Source organism: Limnohabitans sp. (assembly GCF_017848645.1).
Taxonomy (GTDB): Bacteria; Pseudomonadota; Gammaproteobacteria; order Burkholderiales; family Burkholderiaceae_C; genus Limnohabitans_A.
On sequence record NZ_JAFEIF010000083.1, the window covers coordinates 15,960 to 35,598 of the forward strand.

The window sequence follows — 19,639 nt, forward strand, 5'->3', positions numbered from 1 at the left end:
TTGGGAGGGCTTGTGGCCCAACGAGGCCGCCACGCAGGCCTTTGCCGCGCAACTGGCGCAAGGCCTGCGCCAATGGCCGGGCGGGCGCGATGCGCGCATTGAACTGCGCGGCAACCTGGGCGCGGGCAAAACCACTTTCGTGCGCCACCTGCTGCGCGCAGCCGGGGTGGCGGGCCGCATCAAAAGCCCGACCTACGCCGTGGTCGAGCCGCACCAAGCAGGCACAGGAGAAACGGCCTGGCCCATCTGGCATTTTGACTTTTACCGATTCAACGACCCGCAAGAATGGGAAGACGCGGGCTTTCGCGACATCTTTGCCGGGCCGGGCCTCAAACTCATGGAATGGCCCGACAAAGTGGCCGGGCAGCTGCCCCCGCCCGACTGGGTGATTGCGCTCGAAGCCATCGACGAAGACCAGCGCCAAGTGCGCATCAGTGCGGGCACAGCGCTTGGCCAGCAATGGCTGCAGGCCTGGCCCCTTGCAGGAGCACATGACCATGCGGTCTGACCGCCGCAGCCTGCTCAAGGCGGGCTTTCTGGTGCTGAGCCTGGGCGCCGCGCAGCTGGCGCGTGGGGCCAACATGCTGGCCGTGCGGGTTTGGCCCGCCCCCGACTACAGCCGCGTCACGCTCGAATCGGACGCGCCCATCCAAAGCACACAGACCTTCATCGCTTCGCCGCCGCGTCTGGCGGTGGACATCGAAGGCATGCAACTGAACGCCGCTTTGCGTGAGCTGGTGGGCAAGGTGCAGGCCTCGGACCCCAACATCGCCGGCATCCGCGTGGGCCAGTACAGTGCCAACGTGGTGCGCCTGGTCATCGACCTCAAACACCCCATTGCGCCCCAGGTCTTCAGCCTGCAACCCGTGGCCCCTTATGCACACCGCCTGGTGCTCGACCTCTACCCCAGCCAGGCCATTGACCCGTTGGAGCAATTGATCCAGGAACGCATGGCGGCCCAAACCCCGTCTGCCGTTGGCAACCTGCCCGGGGCCTCCGCCACGGTCAACGACCCCTTGGGTGATCTGATCGCCCGGCAAACCCAGCCCGGTGCAGCCGCTGTGCCTGTGCCCCTGCCCGCACCGACGACCCGCCGCCCCGACATGAGCGCCAGCGACGGCCCCTTCATGGACAACCCGACTCGCCCAGGCAGGACACCCACCCTGCCCCGCACAGACCGGCTGATCGTGGTGGCGCTGGACCCGGGCCACGGCGGCGAAGACCCCGGTGCCATAGGCCCGGGCGGCACCCGAGAGAAAGACGTGGTGCTCAAGATCGCCAAAATGCTGCGCGATCGCATCAACACCAGCAGCGTGGGCGGCAGCCCCCTGCGGGCCTTCTTGACACGCGACGCCGACTTCTTTGTGCCCCTGCATGTGCGCGTGCAAAAAGCACAGCGCGTGCAAGCCGATCTGTTGGTCAGCATCCACGCCGATGCTTTCTACACCCCCCGCCCACAAGGCGCGAGTGTGTTTGCGCTCAGCCAAGGCGGGGCCAGCAGCGCCGCCGCCCGATGGATGGCGCAAAAGGAAAACAAGGCCGACGTGATCGGCGGCGTGAACCTGGGCGGGCAAGACAGCCAGGTGCAACGCGCCTTGCTCGACATGAGCACCGCTGCGCAAATCAAGGACAGCCTGACACTGGGCAACAGCTTGCTGCGCGAGATCGGCAGCGTGGGCAAGTTGCACAAACCCCGCGTGGAGCAAGCCGGTTTTGCCGTGCTCAAAGCCCCCGACATCCCCAGCGTGCTGGTCGAGACCGCCTTCATCAGCAACCCGGAAGAAGAAGAAAAACTGCGCAGCGAGGCCTACCAAAAGCAACTCACCGATGCCCTGCTGCGCGGTATCCTGCAGTATTTCTCACGCAACCCGCCGCTGGCGCGCAACCGGGGCATTTGACCCGCCATGTCGGCGTCCAAGGCACCCAAGGCCCCGAAATCCGCAGGTCGGGCCTACAGAACAGACGCCTGACTTGCCGCCACATCCCGATCGAACTGCGCCATGGCTGCCAGCGTCAAAGGGTCGGTGGCCAACTCGGCGGCAAACTCAGGGCGCACCGTCACCGCATGCGCACCCGCAGCGATCAGGCGCGAGAGCACGTCGGCCGACTTGATGCTGGCAGCCAGCAGCTGCAGACCGTCGGCCTGCACAGCCACACAAGCGCCAATCAGTGACCACACATCGCGCCCATCGGCTTGCAGCCGCCCCACATAAGGGGCCACAAAATTGGCCCCTTGCGCCTGCGCCCACAGCAACTGCATCGGGTTGGACAAACCCGTCAACAGCGTGGGCACGCCCCAGGCTTGCACCTCACGCAGCACCGGCTGCCAGTCGGGGTGGCAGGGCAGCTTGATCGTCAAGCGCACACGGGCCTGCACCGCAGCGGGCAACAGCACTTCAAGCCATTGCGCGGCTTCGCCCACATCGGCGCGCGGCAGCTGCAGCATCAGCTCGGGCAAACGCGCCTGACCCGCCTGCGCCACCAGCTGCAAATAGCCGGGCAGGCTGACGGGCAAACCCGCTTGCATGACCAGCGTGGGGTTGGTGGTCACGCCTTGCACGGGCGGGCAGCCGGGGGGCAAGGCCCACTGACGGGCGTCGGCGCTGTCGAGGTAGAGCTTCATGCGGCGTCCTGCTTGAGAAAAATGTCCTTGTCCGGGAAAAACTGGCTGTGCAGCGGCAGCAAGGCACCGCCCAAAGCGCGGGCGTGCGCCCCTACCTGCCCCGCCAACAATTGCGGCTGGTGCATGCCGTCAAAACGGTAAGCCTTGAGCGCCTCTTGCGTGGCGGTCATCAGGGCAGTCATGAGCGGCGCGCCCAGCGAGCCGTCCATCACCACCGCGTCCAGGTCGAGGAATGCGGCAGAACTGGCCACCGTCATGGCCAGCGCTTGGCTGGCCTGCGCGATCCACGGCGCGGTCAACTCGGCGTATTCAGCGTTCATAATGGCCCCTTCGTGCTTGAGCAAGGGGTTGTGCCCCGCCGCCAACAAGGCTTGCTCCAGCTGCCAACCCGAGGCTTTTTGCAGCAACTGGGGCGGCATGCCCGAGCCAGCGGAGGCCAGACCGACGGGTAAGGAACCAATCGCCCCGGCATTGCCACGCTCGCCGTTCATGATGTGGCCCGACAACACCAGGCCACCGCCAATGAAGGTGCCCACAAAGACGTAAAGAAAACTGCGCACACTGCGGCCATGGCCTTGCAGCAACTCGGCCACGCAGGCGGCGGTGGTGTCCTTGGCAAACACCACAGGCAAATGGGTCAGGCGCTGCACTTCAGCCGTCAGGTCGATGTGTTCCCAGCGGGCCAGGGCTTGCGCGGCTTGCCCACCCATGATGTCGGCCCATTTGTGCAGCGACAGCGGGGCCGTCAGGCCCACGCCCACGGTGCGCTGCCACAACTCGCCCATGCGTTCTTTGAGTGTTTGCAGGCCCTCGGCCATGGAGGCGAACAACTGGTCTGGGTCGGGGTAGTCGTAATGCACCTCCAAGCGTTCCACCGGTTGACCGCAAAAGTCGGCCACCAGCAGCTCCAGGTTGCGCCGCCCCACCTGAATGCCCACGCTGAACGCGCCTTGCGGGTTGAGCGACAGCGGCACCGAAGGCTGACCGATCTTGCCGCGCACCCGGTCTTGTTTGAGCAGCAGGCCGTCGTCGAGCAAGCGCCCCACGATGATGGCCACGGTTTGGGTGGACAGCTGGGTCAGGCGGGCCAAGTCGGCCTTGGGGATGGCCCCGTGGTGCCGAATGGCCTGCAGCACGATGCGCTCGTTGAACTGGCGCATGCCGACGTGGTTGGAGCCGCGCATGGCTGCGCTGGAGGTGGCGCTGTTCATGAAAGCCTGTGGTGCCTTGGTCAAACGAGAATCACGCCCTTGCAGAACAAGGCGTTGCCATAAGCCGTGCCTTCACCGCTTTGCACGATCAGGCTGGCCCCTTTGATTTTCTCGTAAAAGGCGTAGCGCTCGACGGGCTCGACCTGTGCGGGCTTGAAGCCTTCGGCCACGACCAGATCCACCACCGCCTGCTGTGCCGCCGTGCGGTGACCGTCAGCGCTGTGGCACACGCGCATGAAAGCGGCCGGTTGCGCCACATCGACGGCCAGCGGCAACACCGACAGCACCGCTCGGCTCACGCGCTCCAAACTGTGTCCGGGAATGCGCACCACCGGCTTGCCCTGACTCAAAAAGTCGGCCGTGAAGTTCGCGTCCACCACCGCCACCCATTCGCCGTGGCCCATGGCGCACAGGTGCATGAGCAACTCGGGCGTGAGCAGCGGGTCGATGCCTTTCAGCATGTGACGGCCTCATTGACTTCTGAAGACCGCAAGCCAGCCGGGTCGATCGCCCCGGTGATCAGGCCCACGATTTCTTCGGGGCTGGTTTCATGGGTCAGGCGGCTGCAAATGATGCGGCCTTGGCGGAACACCCAGATGCGGTCGACCAAGTCGAACACTTGGCGCAGGTTGTGGCTGATGATGACCAGCGGAATGCCTCGCTGCTTCAAACCCTTGATGATTTCTTCGACCCGGGCCGTCTCTTGCACACCCAAAGCGGCCGTGGGCTCGTCCAGGATGATGAGTTTTTTGGCAAAACCAGCCGCGCGGGCAATTGCCACACACTGGCGTTGGCCACCCGACATGCCGCGCAGGCTCTCGGACATGTCTTGAATCTTCACGCCCGTGGTGGCCAGCATGGCCGCCGATTTCTCGCGCATGGCCTTGTGGTTCAGGATGGACAGTGGCCCCAGATTCAGGCGCGTGATCTCGCGGCCCAAAAAGATGTTGGCCGGCACATCCAGGTCTTCGGCCAGCGCCAGGGTTTGGTACACGGTCTCGATGCCCTGCTCGCGGGCATCCAGCGGCGAGTCAAAGTTGACCTTGCCGCCATCCAACAAGATGTCGCCCGAATTGGGCTGCTCGGCCCCGGTGATCAGGCGCACAAAGGTGCTTTTGCCCGCACCGTTGTCGCCCACGATGGCGGCGTGCTCACCCGGCAGCAGGCGAAATTGCGCGTCGGTCAGCGCTTTGACGCCGCCGTAATGCTTGGTCAGTTTCTGAATTTCAAGAACAGGTGTGTGTGTCGACATGGCGGCTACTTTGACAGTGAATGGACGCAAGCATGCCGGAACACATGCCGATGCGCATTAGTAAAACTACTAGGTTTACTTAGTCGACTTTTTCGTTTCCAATCCGTTTGCGGTCAGAAAACGCGCTTTCACGACCGAACACAACCTCAACAACGGAGATAAACCCCATGATCAGCAAACGCACACTCGGCCGCATGGCCCTGGCCGCCACCGTCGCCGCCAGCTTGATGGCCTGCGGCAAAAAAGAAGAAGCCAAGCCCGCAGCCGCCGCGCCAGCTGCCAGCGAGCTGACCATCGCCTACATCACCAACGGCAACACCAACGAGGGCTGGACACTGATCAACGGTGGCGCCCAAAAAGCGGGTTCCGTGCCCGGTGTCAAATTCATTGAACTGGCCGCTGAAAAAGGCGAGCTGTCCAAGCAGCTGGCCATCGTCGAAGACATGATCACCCGCAAGGTCAGCGCCATTGCCATCGCCCCGGTGGACTCCGCAGGCATCGCCCCGGCTGTGAACAAGGCCCTGGCCGCAGGCATCCCCGTCATCGCTGTGGACACCGGCATCACCGGTGCCAACATCACCTCGTATGTGGCCACAGACAACATCAAAGCCGCCAACGTGCAGGGCAAGTGGGCGGCCGAGCAAATCCAGGACGGCGACACCGTGATTTATGTCACCGGTGATCTGGGCCAGTCCACCGGACAAGAGCGCAAAAAAGGCTTTGTGGACGCGCTCAACGAAATGCGCAAGAACGTGAAGATCGTGGAAGTGGCCACCACTTGGGACCAGACCATGGCCCAAAACGGCGTGGAGTCGGCCCTGCGCGCCAACCCCAAAGCCAAGGTGATTGCCTGCGCCTGGGACGGCGGTGCCTTGGGTGCCAAAGCCGCTTTGATGGCCGCAGGCAAAAAGCCCGGCGCGGTCATGATTGCGGGCTTTGACGGCTCCCCTGGCGGACTGGACATGATGAAAGACGGCTGGCAACAAGCCAACGCCGCGCAGATGCTGGCCAAGATCGGTGAAGTGGGCGTGCAAACCGCCATTGCCGCAGCCAAAGGCGAAAAAGTCGAAGCCCGCATCGACACCGGCTCCTTTTTGGTGCTGCCTTCCAACGTGGACCAGTTCGCTGCCGACTCCGGCGTGGGCCAGTTCATGAAAGTCAAGGCCAAATAAGTCAAGGCCGAGAAATGGCCCGCCCGGACCTGCGTGTTCGGGCTGGCCTTTTGATGTAGGAGCCCACCCCTTTGGGCGAATGAGCGTTTGTTCGCCCACGACCATTCGCCCACAGGGGTGGGCTGCTACAAAAGAGACATGCAATGAACATCGAGAATTTATGAAATCCATCACCCGACAAGAGTGGTTCGGAGCGCTGGTCGCAGTGCTTGTTTTGGGCGTCTTGCTCAGCTTGGCCTCGCCCTACTTTCTGACCACCGGCAACCTGTCCAACATCCTGGTGCAGGCCTCGGTGATTGCCCTGCTCGCGGGTGGACAAACCTTTGTGATCCTGACCGGCGGTGTGGACCTGGCCGTGGGGGCCCTGACCGCCTTGGCGGGGGCCGTGGCGGGTTACATGATGGTCAAACTGGGCGTCAACCCCTACCTGGCCATGCTCGTGGCGCTGGCCATTGGCGCTGCCGTGGGTCTGTTCAACGGCTACCTGGTGGCCTTCGTCGGCATCCCGGCCTTCATCGTCACCTTGGGCGGCCTGACCCTGTGGCGCGGCCTGGCCTTTGATTTGACCGGCGGCTTTGACAACGCGGGCCTGCCCGCACCCTTCCCTTTCATCGGCTATGGCGATGTGTTCGGCATCCCCATGCCGACTTTGATCACGGGCATCTTCTTTGTGGTGATGGCCTTCGTTTTGTCGAGCACCAAGATCGGCCGCTATGTGTATGCCATGGGCTCCAACGAAATGGGCGCGCGCCAAGTGGGCATCAACATCCGCTGGTACAAGCTGGGTGTCTACGTCATCTCGGGCCTGGCCTGCGCCATGGCGGCCATCGTGCTCATGGCCCGCATGGATTCGTCGAGCGGCAAGATGGCACAAATGTTTGAGCTGGACGCCATCGCCGCTGTCATTTTGGGTGGCACCTCGCTCTTTGGCGGGCGCGGCAGCATCTGGGGCAGCTTGTTGGGCGCGGTGCTGATCACCATGATTCGCAACGGCATGAACCTGATGGAAGTCTCGCAATTCAAGCAAATGATGGCCATCGGTGCGGTGGTGATCATCGCGGTGTGGATCGACGTGGTGCGACGCAAACACCTGCTGAAAAAATAAATTCTTCTCTTTGCCTCTCTCATGACCACTCCGATTTTTGTCCTGGGCGAAGCCCTGATGGACTGCATCGCCCAGCCCGACGGCCAACTGCGCCCCCTCATGGGCGGCAGCCCCTTCAACCTGGCCCGTGCCGCTGCGCTGCGCGGTGCCTCGGTGGCCTACCTCAACCCCTTGTCGAGCGACTTGTTTGGCCAGGGCATGGCCGGGCGGCTGCAACAAGACGGTGTGCAATTGAGCGGCGGCAGCACGGTTTTGCCCACGTCGCTGGCCGTGGTGCAAGTGTCCAACGGGCAACCGAGTTACGGCTTTTACCGCGAAGGCATTGCCGATCGCGACTACACGGTGGACGGCATCCTGGCCTTGTTGCGTGCGCAAAAAACACCGGGCATTTTGCACACCGGCTCCTTGCTGCTGATCCCGCCGGAGCACCACAAAGTGCTGGCCATCTTGCAAGCCGCACGCACCATGGGCTGGACCATCAGCGTGGACATCAACCTGCGGCCCCAGGTGGCGGGCGAGTTGACGCCTTACGTGGCCGCCCTGAAAGACGTGATCGCCCTGACCGACTGGCTCAAGGCCAGCAACGAGGACCTGCAGACCATGGGTTTTACCGATGTGCGCCTGGCCGAATCTGCCCGCTTGGTGCAAGCCCTGCGTGCGGGCGTGCCCCAGGCCGCGCTCAGCCGCGTGGCCCTGACCTTTGGCGGCGACGGTGCGCACCTGGACATCGCAGGCCACCACCACAGCCTGCCCGTGCCACCCACCCAAGTGGTCGACACCGTGGGCGCGGGCGACACCTTCTGGGGCAACACCTTGGCCGACTGGGCTCTGCAGCCCGATGGCGCGGCCGAGCGCGTGGCCACCACCTTGGCCCTGGCCATGAAAGCCGCGGCTCTGAACTGCACCCGCCAAGGCTGCCAGCCACCGCGCTGGGATGAAGTGCAAGCGGCCTGAAGCGAGCCGGTATTCAGGGGCCTGGGGGGCCTGGCACGGGGTAGCCCCTCAGCAGGGCACCCAGGCCCCGTTCAAACCGCTGCCGACGGGTTTTGGCGCAACCAGGTCTTGAGCCGCTCCACGCCTTGCGCCAGGCGCGCCAGGTCTTTGGAGGCAAAGCACCAACGCAGCCAGCCGGCCGCTTCGGGCGCAAAGGCTTCGCCGGGGGCCAGGCCCAGACCGGCTTCGGCCACCAGGCGTTTGGCCGTAGCCACCGCATCCGGGTGCCCGTCGAGCCTGAAAAACGCGTACATGCCGCCTTTGGCCGGGGCCAGTTGCACGCCCGGCACGGCTTGCAACAGCGGCACCAGGGTGTCGCGGCAAGCTTTGAGATGAGCCACCACGCGGGGCGTGATGTCGGCCGTGTTGTGCAGCGCCACCACGCCCGCCTTTTGGGTGAACACCGATGCGCACGAGGTGTTGAACTCGATCAGTTTGCCCATGTGCGGCGTCATGGCGGTAGGCATGACCAGCCAGCCCAGACGCCAGCCGGTCATCAAAAAGCTCTTGGAAAAGCTGTGCACCACCACCAGGCGATCCTCCGGCTCGGCCACGTCCAGAAACGACGGTGCGCAGCCATTGGCCGTGTCGGTTTCGTAATACAGACGCTCGTACACCTCGTCGGCCAGCACCCAGGTGCCGGTGCTGCGGCAGTGGGCCAATATTTCGGCCTGCTCGGCGCGGCTGAGTGTCCAGCCCGTGGGGTTGTTGGGCGAGTTGACGATGAGCACTCGGGTGGCGGGCGTGATGGCGGCTTTGAGCGCCGCCATGTCGAGCTGCCACTGGCCAGCCACAGGGCGCAGCGACACGCACTTCAAATTCGCGCCCATCACCAAAGCCTGCGCCGTCAGGTTGGGCCACACGGGCGTGACGGCGACCACTTCGTCGCCCGCGTCGATCAGCGCTTGCGCGGCCAGCATCAAGGCGTTCACGCCGCCCGAGGTGATGGCCAGGCGCTCCACGCCTATCGCTTGGGTTTGTCCGTGCAGGGCAGTCATGTAGTCCGAGACCGCCTGGCGCAGTTCAGGCAGGCCCAGGTTGTGCGAATAAAAGGTCTCGCCTTTTTGCATCGAATTGATGGCCGCCTGGCGCACGATGTCGGGCGTGACCTCGTCGGATTCGCCAAACCAGAAGGCCAGCACATCGGGGCGGCCCATGCCCGCGTTGGCGACTTCGCGGATGCGGGATTCTTCCAGGTCCATGACGGCCTGGCGCATGAAAGGGGGTGTTGGGGTATTCATCCGAGCATCCTAACGGCTGCCCTGCCCCGGCCTTGTCGCGCTTTGCACAGCCGCGTGTTTTGCCTATGATGACCGACACAAAAAGCATCAGGGAGACAAGCATGGAACCCAAAATTTTGATCCACACGCTGGCCCGTACGGTCCTGACCTTGTGCCTGCTCGGTGCCTCGCCCAACAGCTGGGCGGTGGAGACTTTCACCGCCACCACGGGCGCTGACAAGCCCGCAAAGGGCAAAAAACCCAAACAGGCCAAAGCCCCCAAGGTCCCTACCGACAAAGGCTCGGCAGAAAACAAGCCCGAGCGCGACAAACGCCTGATGCGCGAATGCCGGGGCAGACCCAACGCCGGGGCCTGCGAAGGCTACGCCAGCTGAGTGTTTGAGGCTCCGGCCTGCACCAGCGACGCAGCCCACCTCTGCGCCAAACCGCTGGCGCGCACGCTGGGGCGGTGGATGGCCGCTTCGAGCAAACCAGCTTCGGCCTCGACCAGGGTGAACTGCTCGCGGGCCCGGGTGATGCCGGTGTAGACCAGCTCTCGGCTGAGCACCTCGGCACCGCCCGGGGGCAACACCAGCGCGGTGTGCTCGAACTCCGAGCCCTGGCTTTTGTGCACCGTCATGACAAACGCGGTGTCGACCTGGGCCAAGCGCATGACGCTCACCGAACGCAAGGCTTCACCGTCCAAAAACCAGACCTTGGGCTTGCCTTCGGTGCCCGGCAACACCACGCCCACGTCGCCGTTGAAAACGCCCAACTGCGCATCGTTGCGCGTGACCATGACGGGCCGCCCCTCGTACCATTCGCCTTTGACTTGCAGCAGGCCCGCATCGGCCAAGGCTTTTTGCACCGCCGCATTCAACGCCAGCGTGCCCCAGTCGCCTTGGTGCACCGCGCACAAAATACGAAACCGTTCGAAAGCCTTGAGCACGCTGCGCACCCAGTTGGCGTGGCTTTCGCTGGACACCTCAGCGCCCTGCCCTGCCGGGCCAGTTTGCATGAGGCGCAGGTAATCGGCATACGAAGGCTTGCCCGCTGCGCCCAGCGCCAGGGCGCAAACGGCTTGGGGGCTGCTTGGCTGGAGGGCCAGCAGGGGAGAAAGTTGCTCTGTGGAAGTGGTCTGCGGCCGCGATAAATTTCCAGCCAAGCCATCGCGGCCAGACGCCGCTCCTACAAAGACGTCGCGAGCTGCAATGGCATCGCCCCGGTTCACGGCCAGGGCCAACTGGCCAATGGCGCCTTTGAAGCGTCGGCTTTGGCGCAGCATCACGGTTTGCTGGGCCAGCACGGGGGCCGGATCGGGCAGCACAAATTCGGCAGCCAATGTCTGCCCGGCTGCGTGCAGCACAAACTGCGCCGTGGCCGCGCTGTAGCGGCCCGCTGCCGCGTCTTGGCACAAGTCGCCCAGCACAGCCCCGGCCTCGACCGAGGCCAGCTGGTCTTTGTCGCCCAACAGCACCAAGCGCGCCGTGGGCGGCAAGGCCTGCAGCAACGCGTCCATCATTTCCAGGTGCACCATCGAGGCTTCGTCCACGATCAGCACATCCACATCGAGCGGGTTGGCCGCGTGGTGGCGAAACTGGCGTGTGTCGGGCCGCGCCCCCAGCAGCGAATGCAGCGTGCGCGCCGGGCCCATGCGGGCAATCAACGCACGCAGGTCCAGACCTGCATCGGCAGGCACAGGCAAGCGGGTCAGTGCATCGTCGATCGACTGCTTCAGGCGCGCCGCCGCCTTGCCCGTGGGCGCAGCCAGCGCCACGCGCAGCGGCGGGCCTTCGGGGTGCAGCGCCAGCAGCAGCGCCAGCAAACGGGCCGCGGTGTAGGTCTTGCCTGTGCCGGGCCCACCGGTGATGACCGACAGCCGTGCGCGCAGCGCTACGGCGCAGGCCACTTTCTGCCAATCGGTGGTATTGGGTTCTTCGAGGTTGGGCACAAAAAATCGGTCCAGCCATTCGCGTGCCGCCGCTTCAGGCACGGCCAGGGGCTCGCTGGCACGCTGCAGCAGGCTTTGGCCTACGCGCTGCTCATAGCCCGCATAACGGCGCAGGTACAAAAGTGGCACATCGGCCGATCCGCCCAGCACCATCGGCTGGCCTTGGTCGGGGGCGTCGGCCAAGCGCACACAAACGCTGGACGAGTGGCCTTGCAAATCGGCTTGCAAAGCGGCTTGCCAATTGGCCAGCGTGCTGGGCAGGTGCGCCCACATGGCCTTCAGGCCCTGCGCACCGTCCGCCGCCGCCGCAGGCCAGCCCAGCAAGGCCACGGGTGGCTGGCACAGCTCGGCCACGGCCAGGCAGGTGTGGCCACGCCCTTCCATGTGCGCCAAGATGGCCGCAGCCACCAACAAAGGCGCAGCGGCCCCGGCATCCAGGCGCAGCACTTGCGCGGCGAAAGCGCTGTCGATGTGGCGCAGCAGGCCTTGACCGGTCCACAGGTTCAGCCATTGCACCGTTTGCGCGGCGGTCAGGCCTTGGGCGGGCAGGTCCATGAGCCAGTCCATTTGCGCGGCGGGCACGGTCGTCATGCGTGAGGTTTTTTTCAAGCTCATCACGCCACCTCTTCGTTCAGCATGGCGTCCAGGCCATCAAGCAGCGCCAATGGCGCGGGCAAGGTACAGCAGCCACCCGCAGGCCCGTCGATGCCGCGCAAAAACAAATACACCGCGCCGCCCAGCTGCTGCGCCGGGTCGTAGGCAGTTCCTAAACGGGCGCGCAACAAGCGGTGCAGCGCCAGCATGTACAGCGCGGCCTGCACCTCGTAACGGTGTTGGGCCATGGCCGCATCCAGGGCCTGTGCGGTGTAGGCCGCGTCATCGGTCCCCAGGTAATTCGATTTGTAGTCGAGCACCCAGTAGCGGCCTTGATGCTCGAACACCAGATCGGCAAAGCCCATCAGCATGCCGTGCAGTTGCGCGTCGGGCAGTTGCGGGCGGCTCACTCCGGGCAACAGGTGCTGCTGGCACAGGGCATCGACCTGGCGTGCATGCAGGCGCTCGGCGGGCAACCAAAATTCCATCTCGGGCAGCAGGTCACCCAGCGCGTTCAGTGGCGCGTTCGGACCGCGCAAAGGTTGGGTCACGACTCGGCTGAGCCACTGCAGCACGAGGTCGGCCTGGGCTGCATAGCCTGCGTTCTCGCAGCGGTATTTCAGGCGCTCGGCCTTGGACGCATCGAGCGCAAAGCCATCGGCCGCCAACCATTCGAGTTGGTCGTGCAAAAAGTTGCCTGCCGTGGGGCCTTTGGCAAAGCCATGCCACGGGGCCAAAGCACCGGGGCTGGCCACCGAGGCCATGGGCATGGCCGCATCCTCAGGCGGTTCGTCGTCGGCGGGGCGCGGCGGATTCAGGTGCAAGACCAAGGGCGTCAGGGTCTGCGAAGACAGGTCACGCGTCAGGCGCGAAAAACTCGCGATCGTCCACGACTTGTCGATGCGGGCGGTGCAACTCAGCGCCTCGCGCAGTGCGGTGGTGTGCGCTGGTCTTTGCCACAGTGTCAGCGGCACCCGGGTGGGAGCGACTTGCATGTGCACCGACAAGGCCTGGCCTTGCGCATCCGTCTGCAGGGCTTGCAACTTGTTCAGCCAATCGGCGGCTTCTAATTCATCACCGCTGCCCAGCAAATGCCCGGCGGCACTGCCATGGTTCACGCAGGTTTTGCCGTTGCCGCGCTTGACCGCACTCCAGCCCACCCACAGCGCGTGGCGCGCCCGCGTGAGCGCGACGTACCACAGGCGCAGGTCTTCACGCAGGCGGTCGTGGTCCGCGAGCTTGGAGTCTTCCTTGTCAAAGTCCAGCGTCCAGTGGCGGTTGCCCTCGCCCTCGCCCTTGCCCTCGCCATCACGACCCTCCAACTGCAGCACGGCGGCTTTGTCGGCCGTGACCACGCGGTGGCTGTGCGCAAAGGGCAGGCACACCACCGGGTACTCCAAGCCCTTGCTGGCGTGGATGGTGATGAGCTTGACCAAGTCCGCGTCGCTTTCAAGCCGCACGGTTTGTTCTTCGCCACCGCTGGTGTTGCCCGACTGCGCTTCGTCCATCTGCTGGGCCAACCAGCGGATCAGGGCCTGCTCGCCATCGATCTGGCTGCTGGCCGCTTGCAGCAATTCGGCCAGGTGCAGCACATTGGTCAGACGGCGCTCGCCATCCGTCTGGCCTCGCCAGCGCCCGGCCAACTTCAGCACATGCAGCGACTGGCGCAGCATGGCCAGCACGCCCTGGCTTTGCCAAGTCTGGTGCAGTTCGCGCATTTGCTCGGCGCGGGTGTCCAGCAGTTCGTCTTGTGTGGCCAGGTCGTACAGCTCGGCCAGCGACAGGCCCACCGTGCGCGTGCCCAACGCGGCGCGCACGCGGCGCATGTCTTGCGGCTCGGCCACGCCGCGCAGCCACAGGCACAGGTCTTGCGCTTCGTCGCTGGCAAACACCGAGTCGCGGTCTGACAAATACACCGAGGCCACGCCACGCACCCGCAGCGCGTCGCGCACGGCTGCGGCCTCTTTGCCGGTGCGCACCAGCACGGCAATGTCTTTGGGCTGCAAGGGTTTTTCGCCGTTTTGTGCATCGGCAAAACGCGCTTGTGGGTCGTTCAGCCAGGCCACGATTTGCTCGGCGCACAGGGCCGACAGATGCGTCTGTGCATCGCGTGTGCTGCGCAAAGTGGCGTCGTGCACCACGGTCATGGCTTGCACATCGCCTGAGCTTGTTCTGAAGACTTCATCGCGCCCCTTCGCGCCCACGGGCTGGAAGGGCAGCGGATCTTCACCGCCTTGTTTGTAGCCAAAGGCGTCTGGCGCCATGTCGAACCAGCGGTTGACCACGGCCACCACCGCTTGCGTAGAGCGAAAGTTGGTACCCAGCACATGGTGGCGACCGGTGGTGGCGCGGCGCGCGGCCAAGTAACTGTGGATGTCCGCACCCCGAAAACCATAGATGGACTGCTTGGGGTCGCCAATCAGCAGCAGCGCGATCTCGGGCAGGTTCTCGGCCGTGCGGTAGATGCGGTCAAAGATGCGGAACTGCAGCGGCGAGGTGTCCTGGAACTCGTCAATCATCGCCACCGGGAACTGCTCACGCAGGCGCTGCGCCAAGCGCTCACCCGATTCGGGGTCGGCCAGCGCGACATCCAGGCGCTGCAGCATGTCGGCAAAGCCAAACAGACCGCTGCGCCGCTTGAGCTCGGCCATGCGCTGCAGCACATGGGTGCGGGCGTGCAGGCGGGCAACTTGGGTGGGATCGGGCAAGGCAAACAAAGCGGCTTGCAGATCGGCGTAGGCTTGGCTTTCGGGCGGCAAATCCACGGGCGCTTCGCCGGGCTTGCGGCATTCGAGCAGACCTTGGGGCGTGAAGCGTGACCAGCCGGCTTTCATGGCTTTTTCCAGGCGCTTGCCATCTTCTGGCCCTTGCGCCCAGTCTTTGAGCACAGCCAACCACTCGGCGCATTTTTTGTACGTCAGCTTGCGTCCATCCCAGCTGGATTTGTGATGCTCCAGCTGCGCCTCGATCCAGCCCAACAAGTTGTCGGCCTTTTCAATCCACCCCTGTTTCAGTGCCTGCAGTTGCGAGTCGCGCTCGGCCATGGCCGCGCCGAACACCTGCGCCAGCGTGCCGGGTTCGGCATCGTCCAGCGGCACTGCTATCAGGGCGCGCATGTCTTGTTCAAGCGCGGGCACATCGCGCCAAACGCCCAGCACCTGGGTCACCAGGACCGTGCCCATGGGGTAGAGCTGCTGCCGCCAGTAGTCCTGCACCGCTTCGAGTCGCAGCGCGGCTTCGTCGCCCACCAGGTTTTCTTCAAACAAGCTGCCGCTGTCAAACGCATGTTCGCGCAGCATGCGCTGGCACCAGGCGTCGATGGTGTACACGGCCGCGTCGTCCATGGCCTGCGCGGCCAGCGCCAAGCGGTGGGCGGCTTGCTCGCGTGGCTCGCCTTCGGGGTATTCGTCCTTCAGTTTTTGCAGGAAGGCGTCGTCGGTTTGGGCCATGCCCCGAAACACCTGCGCGGCCTCGGTCAAGCGGGCGCGGATGCGGTCCGACAACTCGCGTGTGGCGGCGCGGGTGAAGGTCATGACCAGCACGTCTTGCGGCAGCATGGGGCGCACAGGTGCCGTGCCCTCTTGGCCGTGGCCCAGCACCAGGCGCACATACAGCGCGGCAATGGTCCAGGTTTTGCCCGTGCCAGCGCTCGCCTCGATCAGGTGGCTGCCGCGCAGTGGAAAGGTGTGGGCATTGAGGGCGTGGGGGGCGACAGCATTGGAGGCGACGGCATTGGGGGCGTGGGTGGTGCTCATGCCAGCTCTCCCTCTTCGCTGTCGTGGGGCGCATCGGGCAAGGCCTCGATCTCGGCTTGCTCGGCCCAGGCCTTCAAGGGCGCGTAAACGGTTTGGGCCAAGCGCTCGAAAGCGCCCGTCTCCAGCAAGGCTCCGATGTGGATGTAGGTGCGGGCCAGCGCTGGGTCTTTGTCTTTTTCGGCGCGTTTGAAGTCACTGCCCTCGTAGGCATCGGCCAGCGCGTTGAGGTTGTCCGGGTCTTTGAGCCACTGCAACGCCACACCGGGCGGCAGCGGCAGCGGCCAACACATGCCCTCGGCCCAAACGGCCAGCAGCGCGGTCAACTGGGCGCGGGCGGCCTCTGGCTCTGGCTCGGTCATGCGCAGCACGGCGTTGCGGCCCACCACCACACACTTCAAGGGCTGGTCCATGGCGGCAGCGGCCAAAGACAGCAACCAGATGTCGATCAGCTTGTCCGGATGGACCTGTGGTGTTTTGGTTTTCAGGTTGGCCAAATCGCTGGCGCGAAGGTGCAAGGACATGTGCCCCACCTCACCCATACGCACATCGCCCAGCGCGTCCTGCAAGGCCACTTGGGGGTGGGCCAGATCCACCAGCAGGCGCTCGGCCGCATCGGGGTAAGCCTGCCGCTCGCGCAGCGCTGCGCTCAGCATGGCCTGCAGGCGGGTCTTGAGATGCTCCGCGGCGAGCTTGCCCACACCCGCCAGCGGCAAGGCCCCGGCTTGGCGCAGGCGCTGCACCACCAGCTGCACATGCGCGGGCAAGGTGTTTGCACTCAACTCGGTCGGCACATGCTGCAGCTCGTGGTCGATCAACTGGTACAGGTCCAGACCCGCCAATCCAAAGAGTTCCTCGTCGTGCAACTCGCTGCGCTCGTCTTCCAGGTGCACCTGCAGGCGTTCGCGAAAAAAAGCGCCTACAGGTTTGCGCAAAAACCGGGCGAGTTGGGTGAGGGTGATGACGGGCACGCCCTGCGCGGATTCGAGCGGTGGCAAGAGCGAAACCGGTCCTTCGAGGGGTGCCTCGCGGGGTTGGGTGTCCTGCGCCGCGCGCCACTCCTTGGCATAGGTCAACAAACCACTGCCCTCTTCAAAATAGGTGCGGCTGAAAGCCTGCAGCGGATGCACAGTGGTCAGACCTTTGGCCGTGCCCTTGCCCCAGAGCAAGTCGATCTCGTCGCGCAGTTGCGACACCAGCACCGAAGGGGGTTGTTCGCTGTTGTCGCGCACGCTGCGGCCGCTCCAGCTGACATAAAGCACTTGTCGCGCCGACAGCAAGGCTTCGAGCATGAGCTGGCGGTCGTCGTCACGGCGCGAACGGTCGCCGGGGCGGCTCATGCCGGTCAGGCCCATCAGGTCGAAGTCGGCGCGCGGGCTGCGGCGCGGGTAATCGCCATCGTTCATGCCGAGCAGGCACACGGCCTTGAAAGGGATGGCCCGCATGGGCATGAGCGTGCAAAAGGTCACGCCCCCGGCCCGAAAGCGCTGCTCCAGCCGGGGTGTTTTGAGCGCCTCGAGCCAAGCCGAACGGGCCACGGCCAACGGCACGGCCTCTGCAAAGCCAGCTTGGCCACAGGCGCGCACCCAATCGGTCAGCGCTTGGTCCAAGGCAGACAGCGCGTTGCGGTCGTTGTCGTCACGCGGCTTGAACATCGCGGCCAGCAAGGCGCGGCCACGCTCGGCCCATTGCGCGGGCGTGGCGTCTTGTGTGGCGGTTTGCCACCAGTCGATCAAAGCTTGCAACAGGTGCGCCAGCGACCCGGCCAGCTCGGCATCGAGCCCGCCCACTTCGGGGTAAGGCGTGGCCCCGGGTGCATCGGCATCCACAGGGTCTGCCCCGCAGGCATAACCCATGAGCATGCGCTGCACACCAAACAATGCAGAGTTGTCCTCGCCGCACATGCCCAGCCCCAAGCCTGCGCGGTGCGGGGCCGACAAGCCCCAACGGATACCCGAGCCCGCCATCCAGCGGGTGAGCGTGGGCAAGCCTGCTTCGCTCAGGCCAAAGCGGGCAGCGAGCGCTGGCACCTCGAGCAGCTCGACCAGTTCACTCATGCGGCTGCGCTGCTGCGGCAAAGCCAGCAACCATTCGACCGCGTGGATCAACGGACTGATGGCCTGTGCACCCAGGTCGGCAATGTCATAGGGGATGAACCGTGCATCGGCGCGCTTGTACTGGCCAAACACGGCGCGGATCGCCGGGGCCATGATTTCGATGTCGGGCACCATGACCACCACGTCGCGGGGTGACACAGGCTGATCGCCCGGCGGGTTGTGGAACCATTGCAGCAGTTGGTCGTGCAGCACCTCCAGCTCGCGCACCGGGCTGTGCGCGATTTTGAAAACGACCGACTGATCGCCCTGGTCCCATGGCTCCACAGGGGCACCGCCGCTGGAAGGCTCCAAGTCGCGAATGCGCCGCTGCAACTGGGACAACATGCGCGTGCCGTCTTCGCCGGGCACATCGTCAAAAAAGTCCAGTCGTGGCCACTGCGTGACTTGCTGGGCCGCCTGCAGGTCGTCAAAGGCGTCAAGCTGGCGGATGAAGTCACGCCCCTGCCGCCCCCAGGCGGCCAAGAGCGTGGGCGCGTGCAAATGCATCTTCGCCAGCGGCAAAGCGGCCAACGCCTCACCCCGATACTCGTGTCGACGTCGCTCGGCCTGCAGCCACTCGCGCCCGTCGATGATGTCGCCCCAGTGGTACTGGCATGGGTTGGGCACGGCCAGCATCACCTGGCTGTGTGCGGCCAAGGCCGCCAATATCTCCAGCAGCTGCCCGGGCATGTGGCTCATGCCAAACACAGACACGCGTCGCGCCACCGGGCTGGCCAGCGGCTGGCCCGACTGCAGGTGCGCCAGCGCCCGCGCATGCAGCGCGGGGCGGGTGGCTTGGCGCTGGCTGTCATCCAAGGTGGCGAGCACGCGCCGCCACAACTCGGCCTGCCAGAGCTGGTCTTCGCCCAGCGCATCGTGGCCAGCGGCCTTGCGCAACATGTTGCGCCCGGCGGCCCAGTCTTGCAGCCAATCGGGGCGGTAGATTTGATACTGGTCAAACAGGTCGGCCAGTCGGCTGGCCAGTTGCAGCAAGCGGTCGGGTTCGTCGCCGCGCAAAAAGCCTGCCACGGGTTGGAACACCGGGTCTTGCAGGCAGCTGGGCAGCAAGGCCATCAGCCGCCAGGTCATGGGCAGTTTGTCGAGCGGTGAGTCGGGCGGCACATTCTGCGTGCCCAGCACCTGACGGTAAGTGCGCCACAAAAAGCGCGAGGGCAACTCCACCCGCGTGGCCGCACACACCCCACCTTGGCGGGCCAGCTCGATCTTGATCCACTCGGCCATGCCGTTGCTCTGCACCAGCACCACCTCACTCTCGAGCGGGTGCAAAGGGTGCGTGCGCAGCCAAGCCGTCAGGGTGTCGGCCAGCACCTCGGAGCGGTGGCTGTGCAAGGCGATGAAGCCGGGGGAAATGGAGGAGACAGGCATGCGGTGAACAAGTGCAGACATGGAAGCGAAGGGACAAGAATAGCCGCAATCGTGCCCGCCACCAGGCTCATGGCAAGAGCCCTGCACTGCCCAATTTTTAAGCACCAGCCGCCACGCCAGTCAGGATGCGGCTTGGCGCAGTTGTTCAAGGACTTATCCACACCTTTGGGCACGGTGTTTGGGGGTAAACCAGCACTGGGGGAAACCTCCCTTCATCACACAGGCATACCAAAGTCGTGGCATCCAGGCGCACTGGCCGCGGCCCCAGCACTCGGGTCACTAAG

The 19,639-nt window shown here is 64.9% G+C and carries 14 protein-coding genes; 6 read left to right on the top strand and 8 right to left on the bottom strand.

Translation table 11 applies throughout. The features are described from left to right. The first annotated feature begins 10 nt into the window (after positions 1-10). The gene (tsaE, locus tag QZ190_RS17895; RefSeq protein ID WP_291919258.1) at positions 11-508 is read left to right on the top strand and encodes a tRNA (adenosine(37)-N6)-threonylcarbamoyltransferase complex ATPase subunit type 1 TsaE; all 498 of its coding nucleotides are present in this window, start codon (positions 11-13) and stop codon (positions 506-508) included. Next, complete coding sequence (locus tag QZ190_RS17900; protein WP_291919182.1) at positions 498-1,898, top strand: N-acetylmuramoyl-L-alanine amidase; 1,401 nt, start codon at positions 498-500, stop codon at positions 1,896-1,898. The genes tsaE and QZ190_RS17900 overlap by 11 nt, the downstream gene beginning before the upstream one ends. A 53-nt stretch (positions 1,899-1,951) precedes the next feature. On the opposite strand, the gene QZ190_RS17905 is transcribed toward QZ190_RS17900, so the two are convergent. The 4 genes from QZ190_RS17905 to QZ190_RS17920 are packed head-to-tail and all read right to left on the bottom strand — an operon-like array spanning position 1,952 to position 5,086. Continuing rightward, positions 1,952-2,623 (bottom strand): transaldolase family protein, encoded by a 672-nt coding sequence (locus QZ190_RS17905; RefSeq protein ID WP_291919184.1) that lies wholly within the window; start codon positions 2,621-2,623, stop codon positions 1,952-1,954. Beyond that, positions 2,620-3,834 (bottom strand): ROK family protein, encoded by a 1,215-nt coding sequence (locus QZ190_RS17910; protein WP_291919186.1) that lies wholly within the window; start codon positions 3,832-3,834, stop codon positions 2,620-2,622. The genes QZ190_RS17905 and QZ190_RS17910 overlap by 4 nt, the downstream gene beginning before the upstream one ends. Before the next feature lie 20 nt (positions 3,835-3,854). Continuing rightward, entirely contained in the window at positions 3,855-4,295 is a 441-nt protein-coding gene (locus QZ190_RS17915; protein WP_291919188.1) for an RbsD/FucU domain-containing protein, read from the bottom strand. Continuing rightward, a complete protein-coding gene (locus QZ190_RS17920; RefSeq protein WP_291919189.1) occupies positions 4,289-5,086 on the bottom strand; it encodes an ATP-binding cassette domain-containing protein in 798 nt (265 codons plus the stop codon). Before QZ190_RS17920 ends, QZ190_RS17915 begins: the two co-directional genes overlap by 7 nt. 167 nt (positions 5,087-5,253) lie before the next feature. Between QZ190_RS17920 and QZ190_RS17925 the strand changes: the two genes are divergently transcribed. The 3 genes from QZ190_RS17925 to QZ190_RS17935 all read left to right on the top strand — a co-directional run bounded on the left by QZ190_RS17925 (position 5,254) and on the right by QZ190_RS17935 (position 8,317). Beyond that, a complete protein-coding gene (locus QZ190_RS17925; protein ID WP_291919192.1) occupies positions 5,254-6,258 on the top strand; it encodes a sugar ABC transporter substrate-binding protein in 1,005 nt (334 codons plus the stop codon). 160 nt (positions 6,259-6,418) lie between these two features. Continuing rightward, positions 6,419-7,363 (top strand): ABC transporter permease, encoded by a 945-nt coding sequence (locus QZ190_RS17930; protein ID WP_291919194.1) that lies wholly within the window; start codon positions 6,419-6,421, stop codon positions 7,361-7,363. Between the two features lie 21 nt (positions 7,364-7,384). Next, on the top strand, positions 7,385-8,317 hold the full coding sequence (locus QZ190_RS17935; protein WP_291919196.1) for a carbohydrate kinase family protein: 933 nt from the start codon (positions 7,385-7,387) through the stop codon (positions 8,315-8,317). A 71-nt stretch (positions 8,318-8,388) separates the two neighbouring features. On the opposite strand, the gene QZ190_RS17940 is transcribed toward QZ190_RS17935, so the two are convergent. Beyond that, on the bottom strand, positions 8,389-9,597 hold the full coding sequence (locus tag QZ190_RS17940; protein WP_291919198.1) for a pyridoxal phosphate-dependent aminotransferase: 1,209 nt from the start codon (positions 9,595-9,597) through the stop codon (positions 8,389-8,391). A 101-nt stretch (positions 9,598-9,698) separates the two neighbouring features. Between QZ190_RS17940 and QZ190_RS17945 the strand changes: the two genes are divergently transcribed. Then, a complete protein-coding gene (locus QZ190_RS17945; RefSeq protein ID WP_291919200.1) occupies positions 9,699-9,971 on the top strand; it encodes a hypothetical protein in 273 nt (90 codons plus the stop codon). On the opposite strand, the gene recD is transcribed toward QZ190_RS17945, so the two are convergent. From recD to recC, 3 genes are read right to left on the bottom strand one after another with little or no spacing between them, the layout of a single operon-like run. Continuing rightward, a complete protein-coding gene (gene recD, locus QZ190_RS17950; RefSeq protein WP_291919202.1) occupies positions 9,959-12,142 on the bottom strand; it encodes an exodeoxyribonuclease V subunit alpha in 2,184 nt (727 codons plus the stop codon). The two genes, QZ190_RS17945 and recD, sit on opposite strands and share 13 nt — an antisense overlap. Beyond that, entirely contained in the window at positions 12,142-15,876 is a 3,735-nt protein-coding gene (gene recB, locus QZ190_RS17955; RefSeq protein WP_291919204.1) for an exodeoxyribonuclease V subunit beta, read from the bottom strand. Before recB ends, recD begins: the two co-directional genes overlap by 1 nt. Next, complete coding sequence (gene recC, locus QZ190_RS17960; RefSeq protein WP_291919205.1) at positions 15,873-19,376, bottom strand: exodeoxyribonuclease V subunit gamma; 3,504 nt, start codon at positions 19,374-19,376, stop codon at positions 15,873-15,875. Before recC ends, recB begins: the two co-directional genes overlap by 4 nt. Between the last annotated feature and the right edge of the window lie 263 nt (positions 19,377-19,639).